The sequence below is a fragment of the Enterovibrio qingdaonensis genome (assembly GCF_028683135.1).
GTDB lineage: Bacteria > Pseudomonadota > Gammaproteobacteria > Enterobacterales > Vibrionaceae > Enterovibrio > Enterovibrio qingdaonensis.
This window is the reverse complement of sequence record NZ_JAJUBB010000037.1, coordinates 1-16,792: the sequence shown is the minus strand read 5'-3', so window position 1 is coordinate 16,792 and position 16,792 is coordinate 1. Positions and strand designations below refer to the sequence as shown.

The 16,792-nt window shown below is 48.4% G+C and carries 12 protein-coding genes; 3 read left to right on the top strand and 9 right to left on the bottom strand.

Annotation, left to right across the window (positions count from 1 at the left end; genetic code table 11):
• Positions 1-56: 56 nt before the first annotated feature.
• The 5 genes from LRP49_RS24540 to sbcD all read right to left on the bottom strand — a co-directional run bounded on the left by LRP49_RS24540 (position 57) and on the right by sbcD (position 8,266).
• Positions 57-1,004: a PstS family phosphate ABC transporter substrate-binding protein gene (locus LRP49_RS24540; RefSeq protein ID WP_274146240.1), complete on the bottom strand. Its 948-nt coding sequence runs from the start codon at positions 1,002-1,004 to the stop codon at positions 57-59.
• Complete coding sequence (gene phoR / locus LRP49_RS24535; protein WP_274146238.1) at positions 998-2,293, bottom strand: phosphate regulon sensor histidine kinase PhoR; 1,296 nt, start codon at positions 2,291-2,293, stop codon at positions 998-1,000. The genes LRP49_RS24540 and phoR overlap by 7 nt, the downstream gene beginning before the upstream one ends.
• 62 nt (positions 2,294-2,355) lie before the next feature.
• Positions 2,356-3,045 carry a phosphate regulon transcriptional regulator PhoB gene (gene phoB, locus LRP49_RS24530; protein ID WP_274146236.1) on the bottom strand — a complete coding sequence of 230 codons (690 nt, stop codon included), beginning with the start codon at positions 3,043-3,045 and terminating at the stop codon, positions 2,356-2,358.
• Between the two features lie 308 nt (positions 3,046-3,353).
• On the bottom strand, positions 3,354-7,034 hold the full coding sequence (locus LRP49_RS24525; protein ID WP_274146234.1) for an AAA family ATPase: 3,681 nt from the start codon (positions 7,032-7,034) through the stop codon (positions 3,354-3,356).
• Positions 7,031-8,266 carry an exonuclease subunit SbcD gene (gene sbcD, locus LRP49_RS24520; RefSeq protein WP_274146232.1) on the bottom strand — a complete coding sequence of 412 codons (1,236 nt, stop codon included), beginning with the start codon at positions 8,264-8,266 and terminating at the stop codon, positions 7,031-7,033. The genes LRP49_RS24525 and sbcD overlap by 4 nt, the downstream gene beginning before the upstream one ends.
• Before the next feature lie 122 nt (positions 8,267-8,388).
• Here sbcD and rdgC point away from each other — a divergent pair, with 122 nt between their 5' ends.
• Positions 8,389-9,300, top strand: a complete 912-nt coding sequence (rdgC, locus tag LRP49_RS24515; protein ID WP_274146244.1) for a recombination-associated protein RdgC — start codon at positions 8,389-8,391, stop codon at positions 9,298-9,300.
• A 48-nt stretch (positions 9,301-9,348) separates the two neighbouring features.
• On the opposite strand, the gene LRP49_RS24510 is transcribed toward rdgC, so the two are convergent.
• Positions 9,349-10,620, bottom strand: coding sequence for a peptidoglycan DD-metalloendopeptidase family protein (locus tag LRP49_RS24510; RefSeq protein ID WP_274146230.1), 1,272 nt, complete (start codon positions 10,618-10,620; stop codon positions 9,349-9,351).
• A 249-nt stretch (positions 10,621-10,869) separates the two neighbouring features.
• Between LRP49_RS24510 and trhP the strand changes: the two genes are divergently transcribed.
• Together trhP and LRP49_RS24500 are read left to right on the top strand one after the other, a co-directional pair.
• Positions 10,870-12,267: a prephenate-dependent tRNA uridine(34) hydroxylase TrhP gene (gene trhP, locus LRP49_RS24505; RefSeq protein ID WP_274146242.1), complete on the top strand. Its 1,398-nt coding sequence runs from the start codon at positions 10,870-10,872 to the stop codon at positions 12,265-12,267.
• Between the two features lie 3 nt (positions 12,268-12,270).
• Positions 12,271-12,525, top strand: coding sequence for a YfhL family 4Fe-4S dicluster ferredoxin (locus tag LRP49_RS24500; RefSeq protein ID WP_274146228.1), 255 nt, complete (start codon positions 12,271-12,273; stop codon positions 12,523-12,525).
• A gap of 27 nt (positions 12,526-12,552) precedes the next feature.
• Here the strand turns inward: LRP49_RS24500 and mepA are convergent, their stop codons facing one another.
• The 3 genes from mepA to LRP49_RS24485 all read right to left on the bottom strand — a co-directional run bounded on the left by mepA (position 12,553) and on the right by LRP49_RS24485 (position 16,359).
• Complete coding sequence (gene mepA, locus LRP49_RS24495) at positions 12,553-13,392, bottom strand: penicillin-insensitive murein endopeptidase (RefSeq protein WP_274146227.1); 840 nt, start codon at positions 13,390-13,392, stop codon at positions 12,553-12,555.
• Between the two features lie 142 nt (positions 13,393-13,534).
• Positions 13,535-15,481: a TonB-dependent receptor domain-containing protein gene (locus tag LRP49_RS24490; RefSeq protein ID WP_274146225.1), complete on the bottom strand. Its 1,947-nt coding sequence runs from the start codon at positions 15,479-15,481 to the stop codon at positions 13,535-13,537.
• 173 nt (positions 15,482-15,654) lie between these two features.
• Positions 15,655-16,359: a response regulator transcription factor gene (locus LRP49_RS24485; RefSeq protein ID WP_274146223.1), complete on the bottom strand. Its 705-nt coding sequence runs from the start codon at positions 16,357-16,359 to the stop codon at positions 15,655-15,657.
• Positions 16,360-16,792: the final 433 nt, after the last annotated feature.

Below are 16,792 nucleotides of genomic sequence, written 5' to 3'. Positions count from 1 at the left end.
GAGGAATAAAAAAAGACCGATGGAAACATCGGTCTTTTTCTCTGAGCTTAGTCACCTTATAACCCGACTAACCGTAACTGCTCTTCAATCACGCTTTTAGGTAAAGGAACAAAACCCTCAGCACTCACCAACGCCTGCCCTTGGCGAGACAATATCAACTTAATGAACTCCGCCTCCATGGGCGCAAGTGGCTTGTTCGGCACTTTGTTGACATATACATAGAGGTATCGAGATAACGGATACACACCAGAGATAACGCTGTCCACCGTCGCATAGACATACTTACCGTCAACATCTAACGGCAACATACGTGCACCCGCTGTGCGATAACCGACACCTGCATAACCAATCGCGTTCAGAGAAGAACTGACCGACTGAACGACAGATGCAGACCCTGGTTGCTCATTCACATCAGGGCGGAAGTCACCATCACACAACGCCTCATCTTTGAAGAAACCGTAGGTGCCCGACACGGAGTTTCGTCCAAACAATTGCACATTGCGCTTGGCCCAACTGCCTTCCAAGCCTAGTTGTCCCCATTTCTCCAATCGTTCGTTAGAACCACAACGAAGCGTTTCTGAGAACAACGCATCCACTTGTGTCAGGCTAACACCTTCAATCGGGTTATCTTGATGGACAAAAATCGCCATCGCATCAATAGCCACCCTGATAGCGGTGGGAGGATAGCCGTACTTACGCTCAAACATCTCGATTTCACGCGCACGCATTTTCCGGCTCATGGTACCAAATTGCGTTGTCGCCTCAATCAGTGCGGGAACTGCCGTCGAAGAGCCCGATGTCTGAATCTGTACATTCACGCTAGGGTAGAGTTTCTTGAACAATACGCCCCATTGCGTCACGAGGTTGGCCAGCGTGTCAGAACCGACCGAAGAAAGATTGCCAGAAATATTGTCAACGCGGTGATATAGCGGAAGGTGATCATCAGCATTCGCCGATGATCCCATGGTGAGAATCGCTACAAGGGCAATGACCCGTTTTAGCATGCCAGTCGCTCCGGAAGCGTAAAGGAGAACATACTACCCTCTCCGACCTTACTCTTAATTTCAAGCTCGGACTCATGGTGATTAAGCGCGTGCTTCACAATTGCCAAGCCTAAACCACTGCCCCCAGTTTCTCTTGAGCGCGCCTTATCGACACGGTAGAAACGCTCTGTCAGCCTATCGATATGTTGAGGTGCGATGCCTTCGCCACTGTCGATAACCTCAAGCCTTGGGCCTTTGGCTGTGCGGAACCAGCGAACCCTAATTTTTGCGCTCGGCGGTGTATGTTTTACCGCGTTATATACCAAGTTTGAAATGGCACTACGAAGCTGATCTTCATCGCCCAATACACGCAAAGAATGGTCAATTTCGAACTCAAACTCGTGGGCGAGATTGCCGCTAAGGGTTTGCGCTTCTTTCTCTAACACATCCAGCATGGCAGGTACGTCAACTTTCTGATCAAGCGCGATCTTTACGCTCGCTTCGATTTTTGACAACGTCAGTAACTGCTCAACCAAGCTTTCCATACGCGTTAGCTGCTCAGTCATCACGCCGTGGGCTTTATCCCACATTGGCCCCACCAGCATGTCGGGGTCTTCTGCCATCTCAAGGTAGCCGCGAAGCACCGTCATTGGCGTACGCAGTTCATGCGAAACGTTGGCAAAAAAGTTACGGCGCATGCCTTCAAGCTGTTTAAGTTGGCTGATGTCACGCACCACCATCAGGTATTCACCTTCGGCGTAAGGCATGGTTCGAAACTCAAGGGTTTTCGAAGCGTGCAGCGTTGAGCGCATCTCGAAGGCCTCACCCAGTTCAGCACGGCTCAGGTATTCGATAAATTCCGGCGTACGAATCAGGTTGCCAATGTACTGGCCTGCATCGTCTGGCATGCGGAAACCCAATAAGTCCTGCGCCAGCTTGTTACACCACACAATGGAGCCATCGTGTTCAAACACCACCACGGCATCAGGCAAAGATTCCGCACCGTTTCTAAAACGGCGAATAAGGTTAGCCAGCTCTTTACGGCGGCGACGGTTACGCTTTTGGAGGCGATAAATGCCATTAAATAGCGGCGTCCAGCTACCGGAACCAGAGGGCGGCGTGAGACTGCGCTCTTTCCACAACCAATCAGACAGTTTTAGCTGATGGTAAAAGTTCCAAAGTAAAACGAGGACAGTGGCAAGCAGCAGCAACCATGGTAGTCCACCAAAGAACCAACCTATGAGAAACCAAGGCAGATAAAAAAAAGCCAGCTCTAAAGCCAGCTTCTTCCAAGTGAGTCTTTCGACCATCTATGTCTCCATCATGTCATTCGGTGGCCATCGAATGACAACATGAATAGGAATTCGTCTAATTACGAGCGCGTAGAGAAGCGATAGCCCGCTCCACGAACAGTTTGAACCAGCTTATCATGACCGTCCGCTTCCAGCGCTTTTCTCAAGCGACGAATATGCACGTCTACGGTGCGATCTTCAACATAAACGTTGGTTCCCCAAACGTTATTCAGAAGTTGCTCACGGCTATAAACGCGCTCTTGATGGGTCATAAAAAAGTGCAACATCTTAAACTCGGTCGGTCCCATCTCGAGTGGCTTTTCATTCGCCGTCACACGGTGAGATACCGGATCCAATTTTAAGCCTTGCACATCAATGACATCATCCAATGACGTTGGTGATACTCGACGCATCACGGCTTTCAGTCGAGCCATCAACTCTTTTGGTGAAAAAGGTTTAGTGATGTAATCATCTGCGCCGACTTCTAGTCCGCGAACTTTATCCTCTTCCTCACCACGCGCCGTCAGCATAACTACTGGGATCTGACGGGTTAGTTCGTCACGCTTTAGGTGTTTAATCAAATTGATCCCAGAGCCGCCAGGCAGCATCCAATCCATGAGGATCAATTCAGGGTAAGGCTCGCAGATCATCTCCAGTGCACTGTCATAGTCTTCTGCTTCTACGGCCTGATAGCCTTTTTGTTCCAGCACAAAGCACAGCATTTCGCGAATAGGTGCTTCGTCTTCAACAACTAGAATCCGTCTTACCATTTTTCCATACCCAGTTAACTTATTATTTCTAGTTCGTCATTATGTGATTCTATTATGACATTTTTGTGACCTTTCGCGAGGTTTGCGAATTCCCATGGCCACTGTTGCCTTTTAATCCAGACAGTTAGAGATCAATCATTGACAAGGATATTCACCCTTTTTCAAACACTGGTCCCAATCCTCTATCAACGCCTACATGCGCCTTAGAGGGAAGCTATCTGCATTTAATCTAAACACAAAATGACGGCCACAATGTCACTTTTCGTCTGACGCTAATTGGTCACCTCTGACCACTAAAATTTTTAAAGTCATGCCTGATCAATGCGATAAACGCGTTCCAATTCACTGATCCCAAGTCCGGTTTTCTTCGATACTTTCAGTTGCGTTGGAATTCGCTCTTTCATTGCCTCAATGTGACTGATCACGCCGATCATTTTTCCTGACGCGTTTAGGTTATCAAGCGCATCCAGTGCCACGTCCAGTGTTTCACTGTCCAAGGTACCAAAGCCTTCATCAAGAAAGAGGGAGTCGATACTGGTTTTATGGCTGACAAGATCAGACAAAGCCAGTGCCAATGCTAAGCTCACAAGGAAACTTTCGCCACCTGACAGGGTTTTGGTATCACGCTCAATGTCGCCTTGCCAGGTGTCAAGCACACTCAGTTCTAAGCCTTCACCTTGCTTGCGATTAAGTTGGTAGCGACCATGGATACGATCGAGTTGTTTATTCGCAAGGTACACCAAATTATCCAGCGTCAGGCCCTGTGCGAACTTCCTGAACTTATCACCTTTTTGCGAACCGATGAGAGAGTGCAAGTAGTGTATGTCGTCATACGCTGTACGCAGTCGTTCTATTTCCGCAAACAATGCCTGCTGATCCTCGCGACGTTGTTTGTCCGATGTCAAAGCATGGGTCAACTCACCACTGCGTTTTACCAACTGATGAAGGTGTTCAGCGTGGGCTTCAGCATCCAATGACACCGCTTCCAGAGCAACTGTCTGCCACTCAGTGGCACGTTCATGAGCAAGTACATCGTTAACATGTTGCTTCGCTTTTTCAAGCAACACCTTCGCGCCTTCCAGCGCGTTTTCTAGACCGCGTTTTTCCGCCATCAATTGCTGCTTTTCATCTTCTGGCAACAAGGCAGACTGGAATGCGTCAAGTGCACCAAAAGGCGAAGCAGAAAGACTTTCTTCCCACTGCGCTGATTGGGTATTGAGCTCCGCTGTCAAACTCTCCAGAGCTTGGGTCTGGCTGGTCACTTCTGCCTGAATAGCGCGCAAGTCACCCTGACATTGTTGAGCCACTGATTGCGCGGCCTTGTTAGACCCTTCTGCCTGTTCTGTCTGTCCTGTAACGCGACGCTTTTCTTCATCAATCGACTTATCGCCGAACAAGTCTGCGCGCTTGGCTTTGGCCAACTCAAGCGTCGCTGACAAGGCTTCGATATCAGATTGCAGGGCACTTTGCTGCTCGGCCAATGCGGTCATCTCTTTCACGCTATTGGCAAGCTCAACCTCCTGAAGTGCGACCTCTTTGGCTAAGGTTTCTTTTCGAAGGTTGTTTTGCTCCCATGTGTCAGCATCTTGCTTTCTTGCTTCCAACCAAGTGCTTAGCGCGCTGTTTTCCGGCGGTGTATAACCGCTTTCAGAGATTTGCTGACTTAGTACACTTTGTAGTGTTTCAAGGTAGTCTTGTTTCTGGCTTTTCTCTGCAGTGAGCTTTTGCACTTCACGCTGTTTGCTCTCGATAGAGAGTGACAACAAAGACAATGCCTGTTCGGCTGACGCCAATAACCGCGCAGCGTCATCCCATTGCTGTTTCGATTGTTGCAGTGCTTTATCTTGCGCCTTCAATGATGCCAACATTTGGGTCAACGCATCACGTGCTTGTCGCTGTTCATCGCTGAAAGCAGCGAAAGCGTCTTGCTGATCAATTTTGATGCGCAGATTGACGGAAGATGCCGTGTTAGCCCAGTTATCACTTAATGTCTTATGCTGTTGCTGACTACGGACCAAGTGTTTGTCGAGTTCCTCGATATAACGCTTGCCTGCTTCGAGCTTCATACCGGTTTCTTTACCGATGTTTTCCAGCTCTTTTAATGCCGTTTCTGCCTCGGCTTTTTGCTGCAAGGTGTCAGAAACATTCACTGCCTCACCTGATAATGCAGGATGCTCTGTTGAGCCACAAAGCGGACAAGCTTCGTGCGGCTGAAGTGCCGCGCGGTATTGCGCCAAATGCTCTTCCTGACTAACAAGTTTGGACAGCGCATCAATCAGTTGTTTCTTGTCTTTATATTGCTGACGAAGTGCCGTGACATCTTGCTCTAACGTTTTAGATTGCGCTGTTTGCTCCGCCAATACATGGCGTTTCTCTGCACTGTCTTTTTCGAGCTCCAGCCACTGCTGTTGCCATTGCCCCAATTGCATGTGCGCCGAAAGCTGCGCATTTAACAGCTCTCGCTGCTTATCCAGCGACTCTATACCGCCATTCTCAGTGGCGTTAGCAAACGCTTGTTGCTGCACTTCCCAAGCCTGTTTAGCGTTTTCACTTTGTGTGAACGCCGCTTGTTTCTCTTTATCTGCAGCGACCGCCTTTTCACTGTCAACGTGAAGCGATGAAGTAAGCTCACTCTCTTGTTTTTGCAACGCGGAAATGGCGTTTTGCTCTTGCGCGAGTTGCTGTCCCATCTGTGCCCATTGGCCTAGAAACTGCTTAAGCTGGCCAGCAGATTGGTGCTGAGACAAAAAGGTAGTGACGCTTTCGAATTCGCGATTTTTCGCGTCGAGTTGCTCAGCAATCTTGGCTTGTGATGCTGTCAGTTCACCCTGTTTATTGCTAAGCCCTGCGCGTTGCAAACTCAACTCTTGATGACGTTGCGATTGGTGTTTGATGTCAGTATCCAGCGGTAACACGTGCTCGCTAACAAGTGTTTCAAGCTCACGCTGCTGCGCTTTTACAAGTGCCAGCGCGTCAGAGGTTTTTAACAAGGTTTCGTCTGCTTGAGCACTTTTCTCTGACGTTACTTTCAACGCATCTTGTTTTGTTGCCAAAACCTGGCTCGCCGAGTCCACGCTTTTCAGCGCGGTTTGCCAACGCTCATAAGGTAGTCGTAGTTTTTCCGCGGGCTCACTGTGCTCTAATTTATCCAAACGTGGCTTGGCGTCTTGCCATTTGGTTTCGGCGTCTACTTGTTGCGCTTGGGCTTGTGTTTTCTCTTGGTGACTTTTCTCATGATCCTTCCACCACGCCAAATGCGCGGCTAACTCAGCTTGCTTTTCTCGCTCGCTCTTAAGCGAGGCATCGACGTCAGTCAGTGCACTTTCAAGCTCAGCCAACTCTTCGGCACTGAGAAGCTTTACACCTTTAGCTTCGGCTTCTTTTTGGCTTAATGCCAGCTTTGCGGCAGCAAAATGCTCATGCACTTTTTCCGAAATGCGGCCGTAAATTTCTGTCCCTGTCAGCTCTTCTAGCAACTCTGCGCGTTCGTTTTCTTTTGCATTCAAGAATGCGGCGAACTCACCTTGTGAAAGCATCATAGATTTGGTGAAACGCGAGAAATCGAGACCGGTAATGCGCTCGACTAACTCATTTTTTTGCTTCACTTGAGTAGCAAGCACTTTGTCTGTCTTGGCATCCACCAGCTCCACATCTGCCTGTTGCAAGTTACCGTCCGCTTTTCCTCGAGAACGGCGCATGCTCCAGAATGCTCGATACGGGTGACCTTTAACCTCAAACTCAACTTCGGCAGAACATTCCGCCGTGCCGCGCGTCATGATTTCATTGCTAGATGTCGAGATAAGCCCCAGGCGTGGCGTTTGGTGATATAAGGCCAAACAAATCGCATCTAGCAGCGTGGTTTTACCCGCTCCGGTAGCACCGGTAATCGCAAAAAGGCCATTGTCACAAAACGGCGTTTGGGTGAAATCAATCTTCCACTCGCCTTTTAGCGAGTTCAGGTTTTTAAAGCGAAGGCTCAGAATTTTCATTCGCCCACCTCCACCTGTTCCACTTCGGCAACAATGTTGGCGAACTGGGTTTGAATGCGATCGCGACGCGCCTCTTCGGCTTCACCATCGAAGACTTCTAAAGCAAGGCGCTTTTGGAATACATCATTAGGCGTCAATTCAGACAAGGTCTCTTTGGCCTCTTGCGTCAGTGCTTGAGCTTTTGGCCCACGGGTGCGCTGAAGCTGTAACACTTCCACATTGAGCCCTTCAGTCATCAATTGAATCCGTTGTTGTAAATCAGACAGATAGTCTTGAACGGAGACCTCGATGTGCAACCAAACATCTTTTGGATCATCATGATCTTTATACTGGGAAAGCTGTACATCTATCTCTTCCAAGGACCCTTTTAGGACACCCATAGGCTGAAAGCTCGGAATGCTGATCGGCTCGATGCGAGTTCGCGCCTCACCGTCAAACTCCACCAGCACGACTTGCTTGTTGAACTTGAGCTCATCAAAGCTCAAAGGGATTGGCGAGCCGCTGTAACGGATGTGATCAGACTTCGCGACGATTTGTGGACGATGGATGTGCCCAAGGGCGATGTAATCAGCAGGAGGGAAACCGTCTGCAGCAAAACCATCGAGTGTACCAATGTAGATATCACGTACGGACTTTGACGGACTAACACCCAGAGCGGTCAAATGGCCGGTCGCAATGATCGGCACTTGCCAACCGTTTTCCTGACGCAATTCAACTGCGGCTTGATACAAGTCGTGATAGTGCGCCTTGATGGCATCTCCCAATGCCTGACGTTTTTCAGTGCCCGACTCACCAGCTTGGCTGGTCAGTACATCTCGCGGACGAACGAACGGTACCGCGCACACAATCGCACCTACCGACCCGTCACGGTTATTGAGCACAAGAAGCTGGTCTTGAAGCTCTTCACTGGTGTTCGCCACCACATAGGTATGCAGACAAGCTAGCAAGGACTTGGACTCTTTGAGTGTAGATACCGAGTCATGATTGCCTCCCAATACCACCAGCGAGCAATTGCGCTGGCTGATGGACACCACGAACTGGTTATACATCTCGCGGGCATAGCTTGGCGGCGACCCTGTATCGAAAATATCTCCCGCTACGATGACGGCATCTATCTGGTTGTTGTCTATCTCATCGAGTAGCCAATCCAGAAAAGCCTGATGTTCTTGTTTGCGGCTTTTGGTAAAAAAGTTTTGTCCGAGATGCCAATCTGACGTATGGAGTATTTTCATTGATGCTTGTGCGCTCGTTCTTGTGCTGAGTCCCAAATTGTATCGCAATTGCGGCGACATTCGTCACTGAATGCAATACCATGTGGCCTTTGTCATTACCTGATGGATAACGCCTCGCCATGATTTGGTTCAAGAACATTTTTACCTACCGCCTTACCCGAGACATCGACCTAGACCCTGAACATATGGAAAAGCAACTTTCTGAGTTTCGCTTTACCCCATGTGGCAGTCAGGACATGCAAAAATTCGGCTGGACGACGGCGTTAGGCAAACATGGCGACATGATGACCCACGTCAGCGATGGCAACATTCTTGTTTGTGCTCGTAAAGAAGAAAAAATGCTACCCGCTTCAGTGATCAAAGATTCACTGAATGCGAAGGTTGATGCCATGGAGCGCGAGCAAGGTCGCCCTCTGAAGAAGAAAGAAAAAGACAGCATCAAAGACGATATCGTGATGGATTTGCTCCCGCGTGCATTCAGCCGTACCAGCCAAACCTACGCACTTGTTATGCCTAAAACCGGCCTAATTCTGGTTGATGCAGGCAGTGCAAAGAAAGCCGAAGACATTTTGGCACTGCTACGTAAATCTCTCGGTAGCCTGCCTGTGGTGCCTGTTGAAACCAACAAGCCCGTTGAGCTTGCCATGACGGAGTGGGTTCGCTCTGGTCACGCTCCTAAAGGTGTAACCATTGGAGACGAAGCTGAGCTGAAGGCCATTCTTGAGCAAGGTGGTGTTATCCGCTGTAAGCAGCAAGACCTATCTAGCGATGAGATTCTGGCACACATCGAAGCGGAAAAGCTGGTGACTAAACTCGCGATGAATTGGCAAGACCGTATCGAATTCATGCTGTGTGACGACATGTCGATCAAACGTATCAAGTTCTCTGAAGAGTTACGCGATCAAAACGCAGACATCGACCGTGAAGATATGGCACAACGTTTGGACGCCGACCTTTCGCTGATGTGTGGTGAGTTAGGTGCCTTCTTGCCAAACCTTTACGAAGAACTAGGCGGTATCGACAAAGGCGAATAAGCCTTAAGCGAATAAAAAAACGGAGCCTAATGCTCCGTTTTTTGTCTGCTATTTAAACTGCGCAGCCAACATTTCTTTATCGTATTCTGCGACGGATTTACGGAAACCTGTCATTTCGCCACGCGGTACCGAGGTTGCCATCGGAATTTTTGCCGTCATCGGGTTTACCGCTCTACCACGTATCAATAATTCGTAGTGGATGTGTGGGCCCGTCACTCGCCCACTTTGGCCCGACAGTGCAATCTTCTGCCCACGCGAGACACGCTGGCCTTTCTTCACCAAGATCTTACTGTTATGCAAATAACGTGTGCGATATTGATTACCATGATCAATGACCACGTACTTACCCGCATAAGGGTGGTTACGCACCATGACCACAACACCATCTCCTGTCGACAGCACTGGTGTCCCCGTTCTTACCGCAAAGTCCGTACCATTGTGCGGAGAGATACGTCCCGTCACTGGGTGCTTACGGTGCGGATTAAACCTCGAGCTGATACGTTCTTTATGCGCGGTAGGATAACGCTGGAAAGCACGTTGCAGGCTATCGCCATTCTTATCGTAGTAGTTACCGTCAGTATGTAAATACGCAGTAATAGCACCGCCACGACGCTCAATACGAATTGCCTGAATTTCACGCTGTCCACTTGGTTGCCCATCAACAAACTGCTCTGCGCGAATAACTTCAAACTTATCGCCCGCACGCAAGTCGCGCGAAAAATTCAATTTATCTTTAAGAAGGTTTGTGATTGTGTCGATGTCGTTGTAGCTCAATCCTGCATGGCGCGCAGAAACCGAGAAGCTACCTTCTATATCTCCCACAGAGACAGACTGCACCCAGTTCCCTGGAATATCGATTTCTTGGAACTCAAAGGTATCATCGTCCAAACGTGAATACTGTACCTTTGACGCAATGTTAAATTCGAGCTCGAGTTTTAGCAGTTTTTTTCCACTCGGATCTACCCAAAAACGCAGCACATCACCAGGCTGCAAGGTATCAATACGAAGGTGGTTAAGATCGGTTTCCATCAGCTTCAACAAATCGCCGTAAGGAATACCAAGCTTCATAAATATTTGACTTAGGCTGTCTCCAGACTGAATCGTGTACTTGTAATCAGGAAGGTCAACGACCTCTCCGTCATGCGCGTCAGACATAGCGTTTGACGGCAGCAATGAGCCCGCAATATTGAGAGGGACGATACGGATTGGATCGGTGTGCATCACATTAATTGAGACTGCAACCGTCACTAACGACAACCCCATCAGGCCAAGAACCGATTTCGACAACTTGCTCATCGTCTTGGTTTTCTTTTCATACATCTCTTTCTTGCTCAATGTTGCGTGAGTTTTAAAACTAACATACAGGCGAATTTTGGAGCTCTAATCATCATTTTGTCAAATTATGCACGAATTACCCATAATGTTACCAACACGATGAAGACACCAAATTCTTTGAATGGTTTCCAGAATGGAACTGGCTATGTTAACAAGATCACAGTAAAATCGCCCGCACCTCCGCCTCATTTTTGGATGCGGCCTGACTTACACTCAGAAATAGAAGCAATGACTATGTTTGTACCAGAACTTCTGTCTCCTGCGGGCAGCCTAAAAAACATGCGCTATGCATTTGCATACGGCGCAGACGCAGTATACGCCGGTCAACCACGTTACAGCCTTCGTGTGCGTAACAACGAATTCAACCACGAGAACCTACAAATCGGTATCGATGAAGCCCACGCGCTGGGTAAAAAGTTCTACGTGGTATGTAACATTCAGCCACACAACTCAAAGCTGAAAACCTTCATCCGCGACCTGAAGCCTGTTGTTGATATGGGGCCAGACGCCTTGATCATGTCTGACCCAGGTCTGATCATGATGGTGCGTGAAGCCTTCCCTCACATGGCGATTCACCTGTCTGTACAGGCTAATGCGGTGAACTGGGCGACGGTGAAGTTCTGGCAAACGCAAGGCATTGAGCGCGTGATCTTGTCACGTGAGCTGTCTTTGGAAGAAATCGAAGAAGTTCGCAAAGAAGTCCCAGAGATGGAAATCGAGATCTTCGTTCACGGTGCACTTTGCATGGCTTACTCTGGCCGTTGCCTACTGTCTGGTTACATTAACAAGCGTGACCCTAACCAAGGTACCTGCACCAACGCATGCCGTTGGGAATACAAAACAGAGAAAGCGACTGAAGATGAAACAGGCCAAATCGTTGAGATCCAGCCTGCTGCTTCTGTTCAAATCCAAGACGCAGAAGAACGCCCAGACAACACATTGGGCCTTGGCAAGCCGACTGACGAAGTTGTGCTGCTGAGTGAAACCCACCGCCCAGAAGAAAAAATGGCGGCGTTTGAAGACGAGCACGGCACTTACATCATGAACTCGAAAGACCTGCGCGCTATCCAGCACGTTGACCGTCTGACGAAAATGGGTGTGCACTCTCTAAAAATCGAAGGGCGTACCAAGTCTTTCTACTACTGTGCGCGTACTGCTCAGGTTTATCGCCAAGCGATCGACGATGCAGTTGCAGGTAAACCGTTTGATGAAACCCTGATGACCACGCTGGAAAGCTTGGCGCACCGCGGTTACACCGAGGGTTTCCTTCGCCGTCACAACCACAGCGAATACCAAAACTACGAGTACGGCTACTCTGTGTCTGACAGCCAGCAATTCGTCGGCGAATTCACAGGCAAACGCCGTGGTGATCTGGCTGAAGTTGAAGTGAAGAACAAGTTCGTTGTCGGTGACTCGCTGGAAGTGATGACACCGAAAGGCAACGTGATCTTCACGTTGGAAACCATGGAAAACCGTAAGAGCGAAGTGATTGACGATGCAAAAGGCAACGGCCACTTTGTCTTTATTCCAGTGCCAGAAGACATGGATTTAAACTTCGGTCTGCTGATGCGCAATCTGACAGACGGTGCAAACACGCGTAATCCAAATGCGCCTAAAGCAGTGAGTGCGTAATCAATGGCACTATTGATCACCGAGAAGTGCATTAACTGTGACATGTGTGATCCTGAATGTCCGAATGAAGCAATTACATTTGGCGCAGAGATCTACGAGATTGACCCAAACAAATGCACGGAATGCGTAGGTCACTATGAAAAGCCGACTTGTCAGTCTGTATGCCCAATTACGAACTGCATCATCATCGATCCTGACCACAAGGAAACCAATGATGAGCTACTGGAAAAGTTCGTGAAAATACAGGGGCTCGCATAAAAGAAAAAAGCGCCGAAAGGCGCTTTTTTATTGGGTTAACACTGTGGTGCACTGCGCCGGTTTTATCTTCGCTTTCTTCTTTTTCGTCACCGATGCCGTTTTCTTGTCATCTTCGGGTTTCGGCCGCCAACTGATAAGCTCCGCCCCACAGCCATCTCCTAACGGAGGAGCTTTTTGGTTCACGCAGGATGTGCTCCCTTCAGGGCATCTAAGTCTTACGTGCATGTGGTAATGGTGTCCCCACCATGGCCTTACTTTTTGTAGCCAACTTCTGTCTTCCCAACTCAACCCACATAAGGTTTCTTTAATCACTGGATGGACGAAAATACGTGCCACTTCCGGTTCTGATGCGGCCACTTGGAAAAGAATGGCATGCTCCTTTAGCCAGTTTTCGCGGCGAAGTTTGTAATTCTTCAAATCAACCAAACTGACCGCCGTCTGGTTTTCGGTAGCTGTCTTGGTCAGTGTTTCAGGTGCGAAGCTCAACCAAATATCAGCATCCAACCCCGTTTGGTGACTGGCATGCCCACTCGAAAAATTGCCACCGCGAGGCATCGCGATATCCGCAATCAACAAATCATCCAAACCAAAGGCCTTGGTTTTGGCTCCGAGCTTTGTAAGATACGCAATCATATCAGGGTGACCGTAGTAACGATTTCTCGACGGCCTAATCACCTGAAACCCTTCGCCTTGCAGCGGCAACGCTTCACCGCCACTTAAACAGCCATTTGCGTAGCTGCCAATCGACTGCTCTTGCCCTTCATAAGGGGCTTTGACGCCTTCCCATGGCGAGGCCTGTGCTATCGCCATATACGCACCGAGAAGAAACATGCAGATAAAGAGGATCATCAAAAGGTCTTTTTTCATACGCCCCTCAACGCACAAAGTAATAGCTATATATTAGCTGGCACATTGCCGATGACAGTGACCAAAGAAGGATTGTCACGAGGCAAGATGCGAAACTTTCGGCGGGATCAAAAAGAGAGGCTTTCGCCTCTCTTCAGTTGCATTAGAATGCGTAAGCCACATTGAATCGAATGTCTCGCCCCGGTTCGCGTGTACCCACAGCGATCGTGCTTTGTGAGCCATCGTCATTTCGGTAGATACCGTAGCTCGCGTGATCGCGATAGGCTTTGTCAAACAGGTTTTTCACTGCCAGAGACACCGTCAGATCTTCGTTTGCGAACGGCGTCCACTCACTGTAGATGTCATGCACGGCATAACCCGCTTTTTCGTCGTAGCCATCAGCAACATCGGTCAGGCGTTCAACGTAGCGGCCGACATAACCCACCACTATGCTCTCAGTGATTTGGTAGTTCACATCTGCGACCCAAGTATCACCAATTGCCGTACCAATACCTTTGGTATCATCATTCAGAGACTTACCATCCAACTCTGGACGCGATTGATTGTAGCTAATGCCAGTCGACACGGAATCCCAGTAGTACGCAGCGCGCGTAGTGAAGCCTTTAGTTTCCAAGTCACCAACGTTAGCCAGTTGCTTGCTCTCTTCATCGACAATATCATCAATTTTGGTCACGAAAGCAGTGGCTGACAGGTGTAGGCCGCCTGAAACCCAGGTCGCCCCAGCTTCTGTATTTTCCGCGGTTTCTTCCTTACGTGTCTCAGCGCTCTTTGTGCCATCCAGTTTGAAGATTTCACGCACTTGCGCCCCACGTAGAGCCTGCGCGTAGCCAGCATAAACCTTGAGGTTAGAGGTAATTGCATAATTCACGCTGACATTTGGGCTGAAACCGTCATGGTCAAATTTGTTACCACCAGACTCATCAAGCTTGTAAGAATCGAAGCGTCCGCCTGCACTCAAAAGCAAAGCATCACTAACGTAAAAATCACCTTGAAGATAGACGCCGAAGACTTGGCCTTCATCTTTGTCAGAACCATAAGTCGGGCTCGTTAGATAACCTTCATCGTCACGATACTCAACACCGTAAATGAGCGCGTGCTTACCAAGTGACGTGATATTACGAAGATCTGCACCAAATGATTTGGCCTCCCCCAGATAGTCGCCCCACGGCCCATCAATGTGCTTTAGTGATATCTCTGTGTTGTAGGCGGTTAGTGCGAGGTTCAGCCAGCTAATGTCTTCTGGGTTCAACTCATACTTTGCTGTGAGAGTTTGGCGATCCATTTCCTGATTAATCGGGCTGTTTTTCTTACTCTCAACCCATTGTGGACGGTGATAACGGTAGGCTTCATCTTCACGAGAATCATAGCTCAAAGAGAGTTTCTGTGAGTCCGTGATATTGCCGACCACTTTGAAGTAACCCACTTTGTTTTCTGCACCAGTATGGTCTTGCTTTTCACCATCACCGTCTTCATAGTCATCCAGATCACTATAGGACAAGGTAGCTAGCGCACTGACATTGTCGGTAATTAAGCCATAACCGCTTACGGTGGTCTTATAGCCTTCCGTGTTGCTGTAATAGCCTGCTTTGACAGAGCCACCAAAACGCTCACCCGGCATCAGCATTTCTTCGCCATCTTTTGTTTCAAAGCGAATTGCACCACCCAGCGCGCCCGCCCCGTCAGTTGCGCGTCCTGCACCCGCAATCACCTCAACTTGCTGCAAGATATCTGGCTCGATAGAGATGCTGCCTTGGTGGTGATAAATGTTGCCCGACTGAACCGCACCATCAATGGAGACGTTCAAAAGTGTGTTTTCCAAGCCACGAACATAAATCTTTTGCGAAACACTAGAACCGCCGCCTACTGTCACTTCAGGGTCGGTACGGAAAATATCGTTCAAATCATTCGCCTGACGCTCTTCAAGTTGAGATGTATCGATGGTTACATCGGTTGTGGCGAGTGGATTCCCCGTCACGACAACCGTTTCATGGGCGTTTGCATGATCATCTGCAATTGCGGTTTGGCTGAGAAGTGCTGCACAAATGGCAAGCGTGAGCGGGGATGTGTTAAAGCTACGTCCTTGGTACATTTTACTGCCTTTCCATAATAGTAATGTGAATGATTTGCGTTATTATCTATTACCATATGGTGGTGTAAACGTAATTTACAATTGTTACAACTGATGTGGATTTCTTAAAACATTGATGCTGCTAATATGATTTAATTTACTTACATATAGATAGAAAGGAATTCGCCATTTTTTCAGGAGAAGCGATAGCCTTTTCCGTGAATGGTCTGAAGACGCTCAGTATCCATACCAGCCTCCACCAATTTTTTCCGAATGCGGCTTAAATGCATATCCAAACTTCGATCGTATTTCTGGAACTCTCTTAAAAGTACGGCTTGAGAAAGGTAGCGTTTACTTAGGATCTGGTGTTGTTGAATCACAAGCGTCCATAACAGTTTAAATTGTATTGGAGTGGCGCAAATAAGCTGACCGCCGTAAGTCACTTCTTGCAGCCTCTTGTCCATTCTTAAACTGTCAATCACCAGTTGCAAACGGGTTTCAATGATGGGGAGTTGCTGGGCTCTGCGGATCACTGCACTCACGCGGCACACCACCTCGCTTAACGATTGCTGGCGTGTGACATAATCGTCCGCACCATGCTTAAAACTATTAATGCATTCACGCTGACAATAATACTCTGCCACACAAATGATCGGACTAACCGTCTGCTTTCGAAACTGCTTCAGCTCCATATGCCCATTTAACTCTGACCTTAAAGAAGACAACATCAATAAATCAAACGTTGTACCTCTGAAAATTTGGGCGGCCTCTTTTACTGACTTGCACCATTTAGTGACATAGCCTTTTTCCAACAGCTTCGAAACCAGCCGCTTACCGTACCTTTCATCGGGTTCAATAACCAATAGGGTGCCAATCGATTGGGTTGTCAGTGTATTCATTTCTAAGATGCAGTGTACCCTCAAGCTTAATGATATTAATTATCAATATCACTCCCTCAAGTTAAACTACATATATACATTCACAAGAGTCGGCTCACAATAAAATAGGCTTTTTCATTCGGTAGTATCTACAGAAAAAACTTAGCATTACCTAGTAGACACTCTTCTTAAGGCATCTTGTGGTGTGGCAATGATTTATCGCAGACGAAAGAAAGCCCTGGTATTACAGCGGGCACGCCCAGTGAGGGCTTCTTAATAAGTGGCGGAGCGGATGGGACTCAACGCGTACGGCCAGTGCCGCGACCTAAAGTGCGAAGCACTTTCTGGGTCGCAGATAGCAAAAAACCTCAGTATTTCTGCCGGGACGCGCAGTCTGAGGTTTCTTGTGTTGGGAAAATCACTTTATCGCAAACGAAAGAAAGCCCTGCTATTT